Source organism: Corynebacterium jamesii (assembly GCF_046097395.1).
Lineage (GTDB): Bacteria > Actinomycetota > Actinomycetes > Mycobacteriales > Mycobacteriaceae > Corynebacterium.
This window is the reverse complement of record NZ_CP175789.1, coordinates 1,702,111-1,717,031: the sequence shown is the minus strand read 5'-3', so window position 1 is coordinate 1,717,031 and position 14,921 is coordinate 1,702,111. Positions and strand designations below refer to the sequence as shown.

Genomic DNA, 14,921 nt, shown 5'->3' with positions numbered 1-14,921 from the left:
TTTAATGCGTCAGGGGGGAATTATTTGGACGCAAGGCGTGCGGAGCGGTGAGCAATCCAGCCGATTACCAGCAGGATCAAGCCAACTGCGCCCAGGATCCACGGCAGGATGGTGCCCAGCATCTTCAGCTTCTTGCTGCCCTCGTTGGCCTTTTCCATCTGTGCTGCACGGGAATCGTCATCCCATGCGCCCGGGAAGTACACGGCAGTGCGGGTCGGGTTGTTGATCTCCTCTTCCTTGTTATCGAAGATCTCCTGCGCCTCTTCGTCGTCCTGTGCGTAGTACTGGAAGACCTCCTCGGAACCGTTGACGATCACGCCGGTATCCGGCTGTACGCGCAGCACGCGGTGGACGGTGTAGTAGCGGGACAGCTCTACCTCGGGGCCGAGGTCTTCCTCCTCGGACTTCTCGCCGTCCTCGCCTTCCTTCTTCTCGTCAGCCTTGTCCTCGTTCTTGTCCTCGGCCTCGTTCTTAACATCGGCCGGGTCGATACCCCAGACCTTCGCCGGGAACTTCAGGCGCAGCGCGGCCAGGGTGCCTTTGTCGCCCTTGGACAGCTCACCGTCGGCCTCCAGGCGCTCACGCAGTGCCGGGTACAGCTCAGTTGGGGGAACGGTCTGCTCGAAGCGGTAGACCTTCTCGCCATCCTGCTCTTCCTCACCGACGTAGTCGATCGGCTGGGTCTTCAGGATCTGCATGTCGAAGTAATCATAGGACTTGCGATCCGTGCCCATCGGGAACTGGTAGGTGATGCCGGGGCGGGTGAACGGAGCCACGGATGCCTCGACCTCTTCGTCCTTGCCCTCGTTGGCTGCCGCATCCAGTGCCGGTGCGTTCAACTCGATCGAGGAGGTCGGGTCCGGCACCGGCATCTGGGTCTTACGATCCAACGTGACATGGTCGATGGAAGCGCTGATTAGGTTCTTCGGCTCTTCCCGGTCCGTGCGGTACAGGGTCTGGCCGGCCTCCAGGGTCACGACATCGTCGTTCGAGGGCTCCTGGGCGGTGGTGAAACGCTGGGACTGCAGCTCCAGGCCCTTGTTGATGAAGCACTTCACCTGCGGGTTGTCGCCCTTGCATTCGGGCTTGTCCTTGTTATCGCCCACCGGTTTGCCGGCTGCCAGCGCGCCGGAATCCAGCAGGTTACCAGGGATCTTCGCGGTGCCGGTGGTGGATACGAGGTCCAGCGGCAGCACCTTGCCCTTCGGCACGACATAGGTGGGCAGCGCGATGGCAAAGACCAGCAAGGCTACGCCGAGCACGATCGCTACGGAGGAGAGGATTCTCTTCATAGGAGGGGGTTTCCTGATTCTATCTGTCTATATCTATCCGGTGACTGTAGTTAGCCTGTAAAGCTTCCAATACTTTAGCCAATCAAAACTAGATACTTCGCGGTTTCAAAATATTTTTCTAGAAAAGGTGGTGATAGCCCCGGTGCCTGCGGTTATGCTGTTGCCGATGAGCACGACGATATCCTCTGCCCGCCCCGCACCTTTTCTTCCCGCGCTGGAAGGTCTGCGTGCGATTGCCTGCTCCGGCATTATCATCACCCACGTCGCCTTCCAAACCGGCGCGGATACCGGCAACCTGCTGAACCGCATGATGGCACGCACGGATTTCTTCGTTCCCGTGTTCTTCGCCCTCTCTGGGTTCTTGCTGTGGCGCCGCCACCGGGCGGATTTCGCCGTATCCACCTCGCAGGACAACCTCTTGGCCCTGGCTGGCTATTATGTGAAGCGCCTGGGGCGCATCTTCCCCGCTTATCTGGTCACCGTCGCTGTCGTGTTGCTGTTTTTCCCGGTCGCGGGCGCGCCAACGGTATGGCAGATGCTATCGAACGTCATCATGGCACAGATCTACGTCGACGGCGGTCTGATTGGCGGCCTGACCCACCTGTGGAGCTTGTGCGTAGAGATGGCTTTCTACCTGGTGCTGCCCGTGATTGCGGTGGCGTGGGGGCGCCGCGAAAGAAAATGGCGCATCGTGTGGATCGTTGTAGTAGCGGCGGCCAGCTTCGGCTGGGCCTTTATCCCTGCGTTCGCCGAGCCACCGGCCCCCGGTGGCGTGAACCCGCACATCATGCCACCTGCGTTTATCGCATGGTTCGGCGTAGGGTTGCTCGGCGCGGAGCTGGAGTCCATCGTGCAGGACCGTGCCTACGCGCGCACTGGTAAGGATGCAGCCGAGGGGATCGACGCCCGCTATCAGCTGCCCGAGGTGCGAGCCATCGCACGGTTTCGCTGGGTGTTCTGGCTACTGGCCATCGGCGCGCTGGCGGTCGCGGCCTCGGACGGGCCGGAAGGCCTGACACACGCCGCGCCGGCGGAATTTGCCCGCCGGACGCTGTATGGGCTGGTGTTCGCCGCCGCGTTGATCGTGCCCTACACGCTTGCGCCGCGGTCGAAGTTCCTGGAGTCGGCGCCGATGCAGGCGCTGGGACGGTGGTCATATGCGATCTTTTTGTGGCACATGTCGCTGCTGTCGCTGGTGTTTCCGCTGCTGGGAGTTCCCCTTTTCAGCGGGCATACGGCGCTGGTGTTGGTGGTAACGTTCGTGCTGAGCGTGCCTGTGGCCGCACTGAGTTACGCGCTGGTGGAGGAGTCCGCGCGGCGGGCCATTAACTCTTGGTGGCGTTCAGTGCGGGATGCCAAGCGCGAGGCTCGCGCTGCAGAGGCTGCAGATGCCCAGGCAGAGACCACCACGGCCAGCAGTACGACGGCCAGCGCACCGTTGACCACGAACCCACCCGCGTAGTAGTGGCCGCTGCCCCAAGCGCCCCGGACGCACAGCAGTAGTGCGAGGAGCGCTGCCACGCCCGTGACGGCCTTGCCGACGAGGATGGCACGGCGGATGCGGGAGACGTGGCCGGAGGCCGGGGAGTCGCTCTCGGCGGTGGCTGCACTATTCGCCGCTACCTCCGGCAGTGCTACCTCCGGCAGTGCTGGCATCCGGCGGGTTCGCCGGGCCACGAAGATGCACAGCCCCACTAGAACCAGCGCTGCTATTAGCCCGATAGCCAGCCACGCACGGTACAGCTGTGTGCCCTCGAAGTGGATCCTCACCACCCCGGATTTGCCCTCTGGCACGATCCAGCCCTGCTGCCAACCGTTAATGGTGATGGGCGTGAGCTGCATGGTCTCGCCGTTGTTTTCCAGCGTAGCGATGCGCCCCGGGTTCGCTTGTGAGGGGCTAAACAGCACGCGCTTTTTGTCCGCGACTTCCAGGCGAGCGGACTGCTCGCCGGGGGAGAGCTTCTCTCGCGGGGTCGCCTGCTCCACGGCTTGGGCCGCCGGGGTCTCCCGTACCGCCGCACCGAACAGCGGCTCGGCGACAGACAGCGCCACCCAGCGCGCCGTGGTGGACACAACATGCTTGCCAGCGGTCAGGTTTAGCGTGTCCCCGCAGAAGTAGTCCCGGCCGTCGATGGCCACCGGGGCTTGGTCTTGGTCGGGTGTTGGAGCCCCGCCAGCGCAGTCGGCTGTGTGCACCACCACCGGCAGTTCGCCGGCACCGTTGCCGATGTTCGTGGGCACCTCGAAGCCACGCAGCATCACGGACTCGCTGACTTCCTGGCCGAACACCCAACGGTTGAGGAGCCGGCCATCATCCATTGCGGGCAGGGAGGACGGCGTAGGCACCGTCGGCACTCGTTGTGGCGTAACGTCCTGGTCTCCGTCGGCCAGCACGTGTGCCTCGGCTACGCCGAAGTCGCCGAATGCTCCGACGATCGTTACACGAATAGCGTCTGCTCGGCTTGCGGGTACCTTCACCTTGTTGGTCTCACCGGCCTTAAGGGTCTGCGACGTGCCCGCCACAACTCGATCCTGCAGGTACGCCGTCACCTGCACCCGCGTGGGGCGCCCCTGGGTATCGAGCTGCAACCTCAGATTGTTGTGTGCTTCGTCCAGCCGGAACTCGATAGACTGTCCGGCCACGTTGCCGACCGTCGGGCGCCATGCGGTACGGCGCGAGCCATCCACCGCGGAGGTTGCTGAGGAGTACGTCTCCGCTCCGCCGAAGCTCGTCGGATCCGCCGCGCTGGAGGATACACGCACCTCGCCGCGCCCCTTTACGCGAGTCATCTGTTCCGGCGCTAGCGCCTGCCCATCTGTGCCGCGCACGGGGTAGTCGCGCACCGGGTTGAGTACCTGAACCGGGTCGTCTGTACTGCGGATCTCGCTGTCCGCGCCCATCACGTTGCCGTAGTTGTGGTCGCGCAGCGCAGGCGTATCCGTCACTGTCTGTGCTGCTAGGCCTAGTTCTTCACCTTCGGACGCCCCCACGCGTGCCCGCGCCGCACCCTGCCTACCTAGGGCAGCGTCTGCTGCAGCCAGGCGGGGGAAAACTTCGGCGCTGGAATGGGTGATGTCGAGCCGTTCGGCGTCTAGAATCCGCAGGTCGCCCGCAGTGCCTGAAGCGTCCGCAGCGCCCGCAGTGCCTGAAGTGCCGGCAGTGCCCGCAACGCCTTGAGTGCCAGGTTCGACCCGGTAGATCCGCACCTGGCTATCCTCGCCGAAGGTGGCGGCCTTGCTAAAACCGCCGGAGCGTTGGAGGGTCCGCTCGATCTTCTTAGCGCCGGGGGTGTCGGCGGCAGTGGTGAGGTCATAACGCAGCGCCAGGTAGCCCACACCCTGCTGCCATAGTGCGGCGGCGAGGGAGGGGATGGCTGTGCCAGTCTCTAGCTCACGCTGCACGCCGTCGAGGCCGCGGATGGCCTCAGGCTGCACAAGTGGCACGGAGTCGCGCACGACCCACGGCACGTCCAACAGGGGCTGGGCGGGTTCGTCGCGAGTGTTGCCCCAGGTCTGGCGGGCGAAACGGGCCTTGGGCAGGATCATGGTGCGAGCCGGAACGTGGGTATCTCCGGCCTCTTTCGCGACCTCGGAGTTCAGCCATTCTGCGGCTTGGACCCAGTAGTCGGGGACTTTTCGGTAGGCATCTGCCGCTGCGATGCGCCCGGACCAGCCTGTCGCGGTCACGACGGCGATCAGCAGACCGATAGCTATGGCGCGGGGAACCTCTGGGTGCTTCTCGGGTCTAAGCCACCGCGCCCAGCGCTCGCGGCTAAGCCCCGGCCAGGGCAGGTGCGCCAGGCCGTGGGCGATACCCACCATTAGCGCCAGTCGTACCAGCGGGTCGAATTTGTGCAGGTTGCGCAAGGGGGCACCCGCACCGTCTAAAAAGGCCCGGCCCCAGTCGGCCAGGGGAGAGATCGGGGCGGTGGCGAAGACCATCGCGCCTACTCCAATCAACAGGATCGCCAGCCATCGACGGGCGAACGGCAGGTGCGGGCGGGTAAGCCCCCACAAGCCCAGGAATGCGACCAACAGAGTGCCGGCGACAAAGACGGGTTCGCCAACCAGTGCGTAGCCGCCCTGACGTTCAGCGGAGAGGAAGGGGGTCCAGCTGGTTGTGCCGCGGAGGATTTCGGCCAGGTTCATCCAGTTGGTGGTCAGCGATGCAGACTCGATGTAGTCCGTAAACGGCGGGGAGTACTTGCCCAGCAGCAGGAGCGGGCCGATCCACCAGAATGTGGCCAGCAGGCCGGCCGGCACCCACCACAGCGCGAAGTACAGGCCCACGCGCGGGCGGCGCAGGCACATGCCGAGCCAGAAGGTCACGGCGGGCACGATGGCCACGGCGGTGGCCACGGCGTTTACCGCACCCAGGCACAGTACGGCTAGGGCGCTGAGCAGGGCGTATTTCGCCAGGTGGGAGCGTGTGCGCCGATCTGGCCAGCTGCGTTTGCTGTGCGCCCCGTCGGTGCCATGTGCCAGCATCGCCGCACTCGCTACCGGTAGCAGCACCCACGGCACCAACGCGCACACCCACGCTTCGGAGCTAATGGCCCCCAGCGTGGTCAGAATGCGCGGGGACAGGGCAAACAGCACGCCCGCGATGACGCGCGAGCTCCGGCTGCCGATCCGCAGCCGCTGCAGCAGCAGAATTGTGCCGGAGAAGGCTAGTGCCAGCAATAACCCCCACCACAGGCGCTGCGTAATCCACCCGGGCAGGAAGGAGAACACCGCGAAGAACAGGCCGTGGGGGAACAGGTACCCATAGGCCTGGTTTTGCAGCTGCCCCAACGGGAAAGTATCCGTCCAGGGGTACAGTGCTTGGCCGAGGAAACCCCACGGGTCGGCCGTGAGGTCCAGCTTTGTATCGGCCGAGGTCAGCCCGGGGGACTGGAGGAACGCGAAAAGAAACCACGCGAGGGTGCTTAGCACCCACGCGCGGCGGGAAAGGGGGCGATGCGCCGTGGCTGGCACGTGGTGGTGCGCTTTTAGTCGGTGGTGCGGCCGCCGTACTGGACTGCGCCCAGGAATGCGTTGTCCTGGTTGACGGCGATCTGTTCGTCGGTGGGCAGTTCCGTGGAGTCGGCCATGGCGCCGGCGCCGAAAGTTGCGGCGCCGCCCAGGACCAGGCCTGCGACTGCGGAGGCGACCAGGGCGCCCAGGCCGCGGCGATTAGAGGCGGTTTCGTTAGCCATGTTAGTTCCTGTTCCTAGTGGGGCTGTAGTGGTTTTAGCGTACTAGCTTCTTGTAGATCGTACCTAACGAAACGCCAATAAATCTTCGTTTGAGAAAACTAGTCCTCATCCTCAATCGGCGGAACGATCAGTACCGGGCGACCAGCGTTTTTGATGATGCTATCCGACACGCTGGATTGTAGAAAGGACTTCCAGCCAGACAGTGCACGGGTGCCCGTGACGATCAGATCTACATCCAGCTCGTCGGCAGCGTCCACGATGGCGCTCCAAATAGCTGTCCCGGACTCTACCAGAAAGGGTTCGGTAACAAAACCATGGGAGTTGGCCAGCTCCACGCCCTCGTTGCAGATGTTCACTGCCTCTGCGTACGCCGGATCGTCGTCCTCCGGGTGCTCGCCGGTCTCGTTAGACCAGTCGTGCTGCATCATGCCGCTCATGCCCGCTGCACGTGCCGCCTGGCGGTGGATCGGCTCCCATACCGTCAGAATGTAAGCGTTCTTCGCGGACAGGAAGCGCCCGGAGTGCTCCACGGCGCCACGAGCCTCAGCGGAGCCGTCGTAGGCGATCAGCACGGTATCGCCGCTGGCGTCGAAGGTCTGCTGCTGTGCCTGCTCTGCCTGCTGTGCCTGCTGTGCTGGCTCGGTCATATCTATCGCTCCTCGATTGCACCCTCGATTGGTGCGTTACTTGTTGCGTTTGTTACTACGTTAATACTATGCCCCGTAGACACGTAGCCGCTGGCGCTTTAGGTTTCGTTCTTGTTGTTGCTTCTAGCGCTTGCTCTCTATTGCCATCGACGCCCACAGGCCAGCCCGCCGATACCTCCCCCTCCGCGGTCACGTCCGCCGCGCCCAGCTCCGGGATTTTCGGCGCGTCCGAATCCAGTGCGCCCCCGGTGGAGCCGCCGCAGACTTGTGCCCGGGTGGAGGGTATGGCCCCTAGGGAGATGGCCGGGCGGATGCTTGCTGTGGGCGTCACAACCTATGAATCGGCAGAGCAAGCCGTCGACGAAGGTGTGCGGCACCTTTTTATAGGCTCGCAGACGGATCAATCCATTCTGAACGGGCAGGGCGATCCCGCGCGTAGCCTGGCGGCGCTGGAAAAGCGCGCGGGTGAACCACTCACGGTGAGTGTGGATGAGGAAGGCGGGCTGGTGCAGCGCCTGTCTGAGGTCGTCGGCGAACTGCCTAGCGCCAAGGAGATGGCGGAGACGATGAGCCCCGAGCAGGTGCGCGACCTGATGGCAGAGCACGGCAGGAAGATCCGCGACCTGGGCATCACCGTGGACTTCGCGCCGGTGGTGGACCTGGCGGGTGGGCAGAATGTCTCCGACAACGCGATCGGCTCGCGCTCGTTTAGCGCTGATCCGCAGGTGGTGGCGGACTACGCGCGCGCTTACTCGGAAGGGTTGCAACAAGCCGGGGTTACCCCAGTACTGAAGCACTTTCCGGGCCACGGCCACGCGACAGGGGATTCGCACCTAGGCGCCGTAACCACCCCGCCGCTGGAGCAGATGCAGGCCAACGACCTGCTGCCTTTCCGTGAACTGGTGGATGTTGAGGGTATGGCCGTGATGGTTGGCCACGTGGAGGTGCCGGGGCTGGGCGAGCCATTGCCGTCCTCGGTGAACCCGGCGGCCTACAAGCTGCTGCGGGAAGGCGGTTATGGGCCGAGGCATGACGCCCCAGGTTTCGACGGCGTGATCTACACCGACGACCTAACGGGCATGAAGGCCGTGACGGATCGTTACCCCGGCCCGGAGGCAGCCGTGGCCGCACTGGAGGCGGGAGCGGACGTGGCGCTTGCCGCAGCGGGGGCTGTGGAGATCCCCGATGTGGTGGAGGCCATCCGCGTGGCGATTGACGACGGGCGGATCCCGGAAGAACGCGTCCGGGATTCTGTGAACCGAACCTGTGTTCCGGAGTAAAAGAATTCCCCGCTCGGGGGGTTTCGCGATACACTAACCTGCGTGAATTCTCAGGATCAGACGAGCAAAGGTCGCCCACACGGCCGGCACCGTGCGCAGGTGGGGGACGGGAACCGTCCCGTTAAGCCCCGCAAGCGACGGGGTATTCCGTGGTGGGCTTGGTTCTTTATCGGCTTGATCGGTTTGGGGGGCATCCTCTACGGCGTAGATCTGGCCATGAGTGAAGGCAAGGTTCCCCGGGGTGTAACCGTCGGTGGCGTGGACATCAGCGGTGTGGATAAGTCTCAAGCGGAGCAGCGCCTGCGCAATGACCTGGGCGAACGCACTCGCCAGCCGGTGACGGTCTTGGCAGGCGACATGAGCTCCACCATCGAGCCCGCCCAGTCCGGCATGCAGGTGGACTGGGGTGCCACGGTGGATCAGGCGGGACAGCAGCCGCTGAACCCGATTACTCGCATCCGCTCGTTCTTCGAGACTCGCGAGGTGGGCATCATCTCGAAGATTACCGACGAGGGGCTGAACAGGTCGCTGAACCGCGTGGAGCGGGAGCTTACCCGCGACGCGGAAAACGCCAAGCTGTCCGTCGGTGCGGACGGCAAGGCGGATATTAAGGAGGACAAGCCGGGGCAGACCGTGGATCGGGAGCTGCTGGATACCGAGGTGCGGGAAAACTGGCTGAACACCGACGGGCGCGTGAACGTGGAGGCCACGATCACTCCGGCGGATGCGGACAAGGATGCCGCCGAGCGGGCTGCCAAGCAGTATGTAAAGCCGGCGACGGCGAAGAACTTGGTGTTCCATGGCCGCGACAAGGTCGATGGTGTGATTACCCCGCAGAACTGGCACGAGATCCTGACCTTCAAGGTGGACGGCGGCGAGTTTATGCCGGAGTGGAACACGAAGAAGGCGCAGGAGATCCTGGGTGAGCAGCTCTCCAGCACCGAGGTGGAGTACCGCGACGCGAGCTTCGAGTTCAGCGGTGACGACATCAAGGTGGTGCCATCCAAGGATGGGGTGGCCATCAAATGGAAGGAGACGCTGGGCGACTTCCAGGCTAAGGCGCTGGATAAGAAGAAGCGTGAGCACAAGGTTGTGTACGAGGACAAGAAGGCCGAATACACCACTGAGCAGGCGAGGAAGGCGAATTTCGACGACGTGGTGGGTTCGTTTACCACCAGCGGATTCAGCGGGCCGTCGGGCACCAACATCCGCCGTGTGGCGGAGATGGTGAATGGCGCGATCGTGCTGCCGGGGGAGACGTTCTCTTTGAACGGCCATACTGGCCCACGCGGCACGGAGCAGGGTTTTGTGGAATCCGGCATTATTATTGACGGTCACGCTGGTAAGGCGGTTGGCGGTGGTATCTCGCAGTTCGCGACCACGTTGTACAACGCTTCGTACTTCGCGGGAATGGAAGACGTGGAGCACACCCCGCACTCTTATTACATTTCTCGCTACCCGGCTGGCCGTGAGGCAACGGTGTTCGAGGGCGCGATCGACCTGAAGTTTAAGAACCCCTTCGATACCCCGGTACGCATCACCACGCACGTGAGCGGCAACGAGGTGAAGGTGGAGCTGCACGGTGTAAAGCAGGTGGATGTGGAATCCATCCCCGGCGAGCGGACGAACCCGACCTCGCCGAAGAAGATTGAGCTGGATGGTGACGACTGCTCGCCGTCTTCGGGCGCGCCGGGCTTCACCACCACCGACACCCGCGTGGTGAAGGACCTGAAGGGCAAGGAGCTGTCCCGCGAGACCCAGCGCACAGTCTACGACCCGCAGCCGATCGTGACCTGTAAGTAGGAGCCTAAGCCTCCGGTGGCTCTGGGGGCTGCGGGGCGGTAGGAATGCGAGCCCAGCGACTGTAGGCATACGGAGAACTGTGGGCATGCGAAAAGGGGCAGGAACGATTTTTCGTTCCCGCCCCTTTGGCTATCAAAGCCCAGAGCTTAGAGCTCTAAAGGGTCTTAGATGATGACGCCCTGGTTCTTCAGGTGGTTGCCGATGGCGATGCCCAGACCAGCGATAGCGGTTGCGATAGCACCGAAGGTCAGGGTCTTGGTCAGGATCCACCAGCCAGGCTGGTTGTCGATCTGCTCGTTACCCCACAGGTTAGCGCCGTGAACCTTGTCGCCGGTGTTCAGAGCCTTGCCGACGTTCTCGTTAGCCTCAGCGGAGGAGCCGTAGATCGGGGACAGGTTCTCGTGAGCGGAAGCTACAGCGGTGCTGCCCAGGGCAACGGAGGAAGCGGTGGCGATGGCCAGAGCGGCCTTGCGGAAGTTCTTCATGTTAGGAATCCTTTTCCTTAGAAATCGTGTGATGAAAGAAAATTGCAGCTCTGGAATTAGCCCAGGAAGCCGTTGTACTTCAGGAAGTTGTAGGCCGGAGCAACGACCAGGCCCAGAACGGAAGCAGCTGCAGCAGCGATGCCGCCACCGACGAAGATCTTGGTCCACAGAGGCAGGTCGTTCTTGTCCTCGCCGTCGTACTTCGGGTTCAGCCAGTTTCCGACCTGGTCACCGGTGAAGTCCTGCCCCCAGCCGAGCTTGTCCTTCAGTTCGGAGGAGCCGGAGAGGGGGGAAGCCGGGGTATCGTTACCGGTGTCCTGAGCGGAAGCAACGGAAACGCCAGAGATGGCGACGGTGGTAGCGGTAGCAACAGCCAGAGCTGCGTTGCGGAACTTACGCATCTGAAATGCCTTTCTGAAAATGTGAGTGGTTCGAAGTCAAGGACTTCACTCAAGTTTCCCGTAACTCCTTGGCGGCCATTAGCTCTTTTATAAGAGAATCTGGCAACGAAGCTGGAGAAACGCTGGCAAGTCCTAACGAAGACCAACCTTAACAGCCATTTGGGCAGGGTGGAAAGTGGGGGAGTGACTTTCCTGGTGATATGGATCACGAAAGATCTGGGGTGCGGAAGAATGTCCACAAGCCCGGAGCGTTTTCGCAGCTATGTACATATTTTCATCCCTACTCGGCGTGTCGCCTTGATTGTGTGCCGGGGGTGAATATAGGGGGGGATGTGTGGCGCAATTTATCTCATGAGGCACTTATCCCCTATGCATGACTACGGCGTACCGCCGTCATAGTCGCTGTATAGTTTCTGTCCTAGTGTACATAAGCGCCGTTAACCTAACGCTGCGGACAAGATCACCTAAAGGTCACTTCCTGTTCACCTGTCAATTGTAAATTTGCCTGTTATGCGTATGACAGTCTTTGGAACGGGATACCTCGGCGCAACCCACGCCGCCTGCATGGCCGAAATGGGCCACGACGTGCTCGGAGTCGATGTCGACCCGAAGAAAATCCAGGCTCTCTCCGAAGGGCGCGTGCCCTTCTTCGAGCCCGGCTTGCCGGAGATCCTCACTCGCAACATCGAGGCTGGCCGCCTGCGCTTCACCACCGACTACGCCGAAGCTGCCGACTTCGCCGACGTACACTTCATTGGCGTGGGCACTCCGCAGCGCAAGGGCTCCTATGCCGCAGACACCACCTATGTAAATGCCGTCATCGAAACCCTCGCTCCACTAGCCAAGGGCAATCACACCATCTTCGGCAAGTCCACCGTGCCGGTGGGCACTGCGCACGAGCTGCAGCAGAAAGCGGATGAGATCGTGGCGGCGTCACCAAACAATGCCCACATCACCATCGCGTGGAACCCAGAGTTCCTGCGCGAAGGCCATGCGGTAAAAGACACGCTGCACCCTGACCGCATCGTCCTGGGCCTCGGCGGCGATAGCTCCAATGGTGACGACCGCGCTGAGCAGCAGCGTGTAGAGGACCTCGCCCGCGAGATCTACGCCCCCGCGCTGGCGGAAGGCACACCGTTCCTGGTGATGGACCTGCCGACTGCGGAGCTGGTCAAGGTCTCCGCCAACGCCTTCTTGGCCACTAAGATCTCCTTCATCAACGCAGTTTCGGAACTGTGCGAAATCGTCGGCGCGGACGTTACCGCACTAGCCGACGCGATTGGCATGGACGAGCGCATCGGACGGAAGTTCCTCGGCGCCGGCCTGGGCTTCGGCGGCGGTTGCCTGCCGAAGGATATCCGCGCGTTCATGGCGCGTGCGGGTGAGCTCGGCGCCGACCAGGCGTTGACGTTCCTTCGTGAGGTAGACGCCATCAATATGCGCCGCCGTGAAAAGACAGTAGAGCTGGCGCGCGAAACCCTGGGCGGCTCCCTGATCGGCCGTAACGTGACGGTTCTGGGCGCAGCCTTCAAGCCCAACAGTGACGACGTGCGCGATTCCCCGGCCCTGTCTGTGGCTGGTTCGCTATCGCTGGGCGGTGCGAACGTGACGGTCTACGACCCGCAGGGCATGGAGAACGCAGCGAAGATCTTCCCGACTCTGACTTACGCGCCGAATGTAGAGGAAGCGCTAAGTGGGGCGGAGATCGTGATCGTGGCAACCGAGTGGAAGCAGTTCCAGGAGCTCGACCCGGTGGCCGCCCGCGAGCTGGTGGCGGGGGACAACCCCGCCGTGTTGGACGGCCGCAATTGCCTGCCGCGCAAGGAATGGGAAGCCGCGGGCTGGAAGTTCCTGGCGCTGGGTCGGGGATAGCTGCAGGGGATAGCTGGCCGTAGCCAGCCCTATACCCGCTAGGCTATAGAGCGTGTTACTTTCAGACCGAGACATCCGCGCCGCCATCAACTCCGGCGAGCTGACGATCGACCCCCACGACGATCAGATGGTCCAGCCATCCAGCATCGACGTGCGCCTCGACGGCCTGTTCCGCGTGTTCAATAACTCCAAGTACACGCACATCGACCCGAAGCAGCCACAGGAGGAGCTCACTACTCTGGTGGAGGTCCCCGACGACGAGGCATTCATCCTGCACCCCGGCGAGTTTGTCCTGGGCGCGACCCTGGAGTGCTTCGGCATTCCCGCCCACCTGGCCGGGCGCTTGGAAGGCAAGTCCTCCCTGGGGCGCCTCGGGTTACTGACCCACTCCACGGCCGGGTTTATCGACCCCGGCTTCCAGGGGCACATCACCCTGGAGCTGTCCAACACCGCCAACCTGCCCATTGCCCTTTACCCGGGAATGAAGATCGGCCAGCTGGCACTATTCACCATGACTAGCCCGGCGGAAGCCCCCTATGGCAGTGGCGCCCTGGGCTCCAAGTACCAGGGGCAGCGCGGCCCGACCCCCTCGAAGGCCTATCTGAATTTCCAGAAGTAGTTGGGGTATAAGGGGGCGTCAATAAAAAGCACCCCCAGCGGGGCGCCAACGTGGAACGGCTACTGCCGGTAACTAGCCAAGAAGTTCCCCAAGCGCTCGATCGCCGCGCGCAGGTCACTGGCCCACGGCAGCGTAACCACGCGGAAGTGATCCGGGGTCGGCCAGTTAAAGCCCGTGCCCTGCACCAGGTGGATCTTCTCGGAGCGCAGAAGGTCGAACATGAACTGCTCGTCGTCGTGGATCTCGTGCACATTCGGGTCCAGGCGCGGGAAGGCATACAGCGCACCCATCGGCTTCACGCAGCTCACGCCCGGGATCTCGTTCAGCGCCTCGTAGGCCGCGTTGCGCTGCTCCAGCAGGCGACCACCGGGCAACACCAGATCGTCGATGGACTGACGGCCGGAAATGGCCACCTGGATTGCGTGCTGCGCCGGCACGTTCGGGCACAGGCGCGTGCCTGCCAGAACATTAATGCCCTCGATAAAGCCCTTCGCGTGCCCCTTCGGCCCCGTAATCACCATCCAGCCGGAGCGGTAACCGGCCACGCGGTACGCCTTCGACAGCCCGTTGTAGGTAATGCACAGCAGGTCCGGGCACAGAGAAGCGATGTTGATGTGTTTCGCATCGTCGTACAGGATCTTGTCGTAGATTTCGTCAGCCAGGATCAGCAGCGAGTGCTCGCGCGCCACGTCCACGATCTGCTGCAAAATCTCGCGGGAGTACACCGCGCCCGTCGGGTTGTTCGGGTTGATAACAACGATGGCCTTCGTGCGCTCCGTGACCTTCGCCTTGATGTCCTCGATGGAGGGCATCCAGTCGTTTTCCTCGTCGCACAGGTAGTGCACGGGGCGGCCGCCGGACAGCGACGTGGAGGCGGTCCACAGCGGGTAGTCGGGGGAGGGGATCAGCACCTCGTCGCCGTCGTTGAGCAGTGCCTGCATGGTCATGGTAATCAGCTCGGAAACTCCGTTGCCCAGGAAGACATCCTCAACGTCGAACTGGGGGAAGCCCGGGATGACCTCGTAGCGGGAGGCGATCGCGCGACGGGCGCTGATGATGCCCTTCGACGTGGAGTAGCCCTGTGCCGTCGGCAGCGCGGCGATCATGTCGCGCATAATCACATCCGGCGCCTCGAAGCCGAACACCGCGGGGTTGCCCGTGTTGAGCTTCAGAATGCGGTGCCCGTCGGCCTCCATCCGCTCTGCCTCGGTGTTCACCGGGCCGCGGATTTCATAGAGGACGTTTTGCAGCTTCGTGGATTGATCCAACGTGCGCAGTTCGCTTGGGCGTTTGGGGGTACTCATTCTCCCTATTGTGCCATTGT

General features: G+C 62.9%; 11 protein-coding genes and 1 pseudogene. 5 read left to right on the top strand and 7 right to left on the bottom strand.

Translation table 11 applies throughout. The features are described from left to right. Positions 1-20: 20 nt before the first annotated feature. Positions 21-1,292, bottom strand: a complete 1,272-nt coding sequence (locus tag ACKFRT_RS07685; protein WP_408924886.1) for a DUF3068 domain-containing protein — start codon at positions 1,290-1,292, stop codon at positions 21-23. A 154-nt stretch (positions 1,293-1,446) separates the two neighbouring features. Between ACKFRT_RS07685 and ACKFRT_RS07680 the strand changes: the two are divergent. Beyond that, positions 1,447-2,517, top strand: a pseudogene (locus ACKFRT_RS07680) (acyltransferase family protein); the annotation flags it as partial. A 65-nt stretch (positions 2,518-2,582) separates the two neighbouring features. On the opposite strand, the gene ACKFRT_RS07675 reads toward ACKFRT_RS07680, so the two are convergent. From ACKFRT_RS07675 to ACKFRT_RS07665, 3 genes are all read right to left on the bottom strand, one after another. Continuing rightward, a complete protein-coding gene (locus ACKFRT_RS07675) occupies positions 2,583-6,269 on the bottom strand; it encodes an alpha-(1->3)-arabinofuranosyltransferase family protein (protein ID WP_408924885.1) in 3,687 nt (1,228 codons plus the stop codon). 14 nt (positions 6,270-6,283) lie between these two features. Next, the gene (locus ACKFRT_RS07670; RefSeq protein WP_296214822.1) at positions 6,284-6,490 is read right to left on the bottom strand and encodes a DUF2613 domain-containing protein; all 207 of its coding nucleotides are present in this window, start codon (positions 6,488-6,490) and stop codon (positions 6,284-6,286) included. A gap of 98 nt (positions 6,491-6,588) precedes the next feature. Next, the gene (locus ACKFRT_RS07665; RefSeq protein WP_408924884.1) at positions 6,589-7,137 is read right to left on the bottom strand and encodes a universal stress protein; all 549 of its coding nucleotides are present in this window, start codon (positions 7,135-7,137) and stop codon (positions 6,589-6,591) included. A 140-nt stretch (positions 7,138-7,277) separates the two neighbouring features. Between ACKFRT_RS07665 and ACKFRT_RS07660 the strand changes: the two genes are divergently transcribed. Next, positions 7,278-8,417: a glycoside hydrolase family 3 N-terminal domain-containing protein gene (locus ACKFRT_RS07660; protein WP_408924883.1), complete on the top strand. Its 1,140-nt coding sequence runs from the start codon at positions 7,278-7,280 to the stop codon at positions 8,415-8,417. A 42-nt stretch (positions 8,418-8,459) separates the two neighbouring features. Beyond that, positions 8,460-10,220, top strand: a complete 1,761-nt coding sequence (locus ACKFRT_RS07655) for a VanW family protein (protein ID WP_408924882.1) — start codon at positions 8,460-8,462, stop codon at positions 10,218-10,220. A gap of 164 nt (positions 10,221-10,384) precedes the next feature. Here the strand turns inward: ACKFRT_RS07655 and ACKFRT_RS07650 are convergent, their stop codons facing one another. Together ACKFRT_RS07650 and ACKFRT_RS07645 are read right to left on the bottom strand one after the other, a co-directional pair. Beyond that, on the bottom strand, positions 10,385-10,705 hold the full coding sequence (locus tag ACKFRT_RS07650; RefSeq protein ID WP_408924881.1) for a hypothetical protein: 321 nt from the start codon (positions 10,703-10,705) through the stop codon (positions 10,385-10,387). A 56-nt stretch (positions 10,706-10,761) separates the two neighbouring features. Then, positions 10,762-11,106 carry a hypothetical protein gene (locus tag ACKFRT_RS07645; protein ID WP_408924880.1) on the bottom strand — a complete coding sequence of 115 codons (345 nt, stop codon included), beginning with the start codon at positions 11,104-11,106 and terminating at the stop codon, positions 10,762-10,764. Between the two features lie 510 nt (positions 11,107-11,616). On the opposite strand from ACKFRT_RS07645, the gene ACKFRT_RS07640 reads away from it, so the two are divergent. Both ACKFRT_RS07640 and dcd read left to right on the top strand, forming a co-directional pair. Then, complete coding sequence (locus ACKFRT_RS07640) at positions 11,617-12,978, top strand: UDP-glucose dehydrogenase family protein (RefSeq protein ID WP_408924879.1); 1,362 nt, start codon at positions 11,617-11,619, stop codon at positions 12,976-12,978. 52 nt (positions 12,979-13,030) lie between these two features. Beyond that, the gene (gene dcd / locus ACKFRT_RS07635; protein WP_296214808.1) at positions 13,031-13,597 is read left to right on the top strand and encodes a dCTP deaminase; all 567 of its coding nucleotides are present in this window, start codon (positions 13,031-13,033) and stop codon (positions 13,595-13,597) included. Positions 13,598-13,656: 59 nt separating this feature from the next. Here the strand turns inward: dcd and ACKFRT_RS07630 are convergent, their stop codons facing one another. Next, positions 13,657-14,901, bottom strand: a complete 1,245-nt coding sequence (locus ACKFRT_RS07630; protein WP_296214806.1) for a pyridoxal phosphate-dependent aminotransferase — start codon at positions 14,899-14,901, stop codon at positions 13,657-13,659. Positions 14,902-14,921 lie beyond the last annotated feature (20 nt).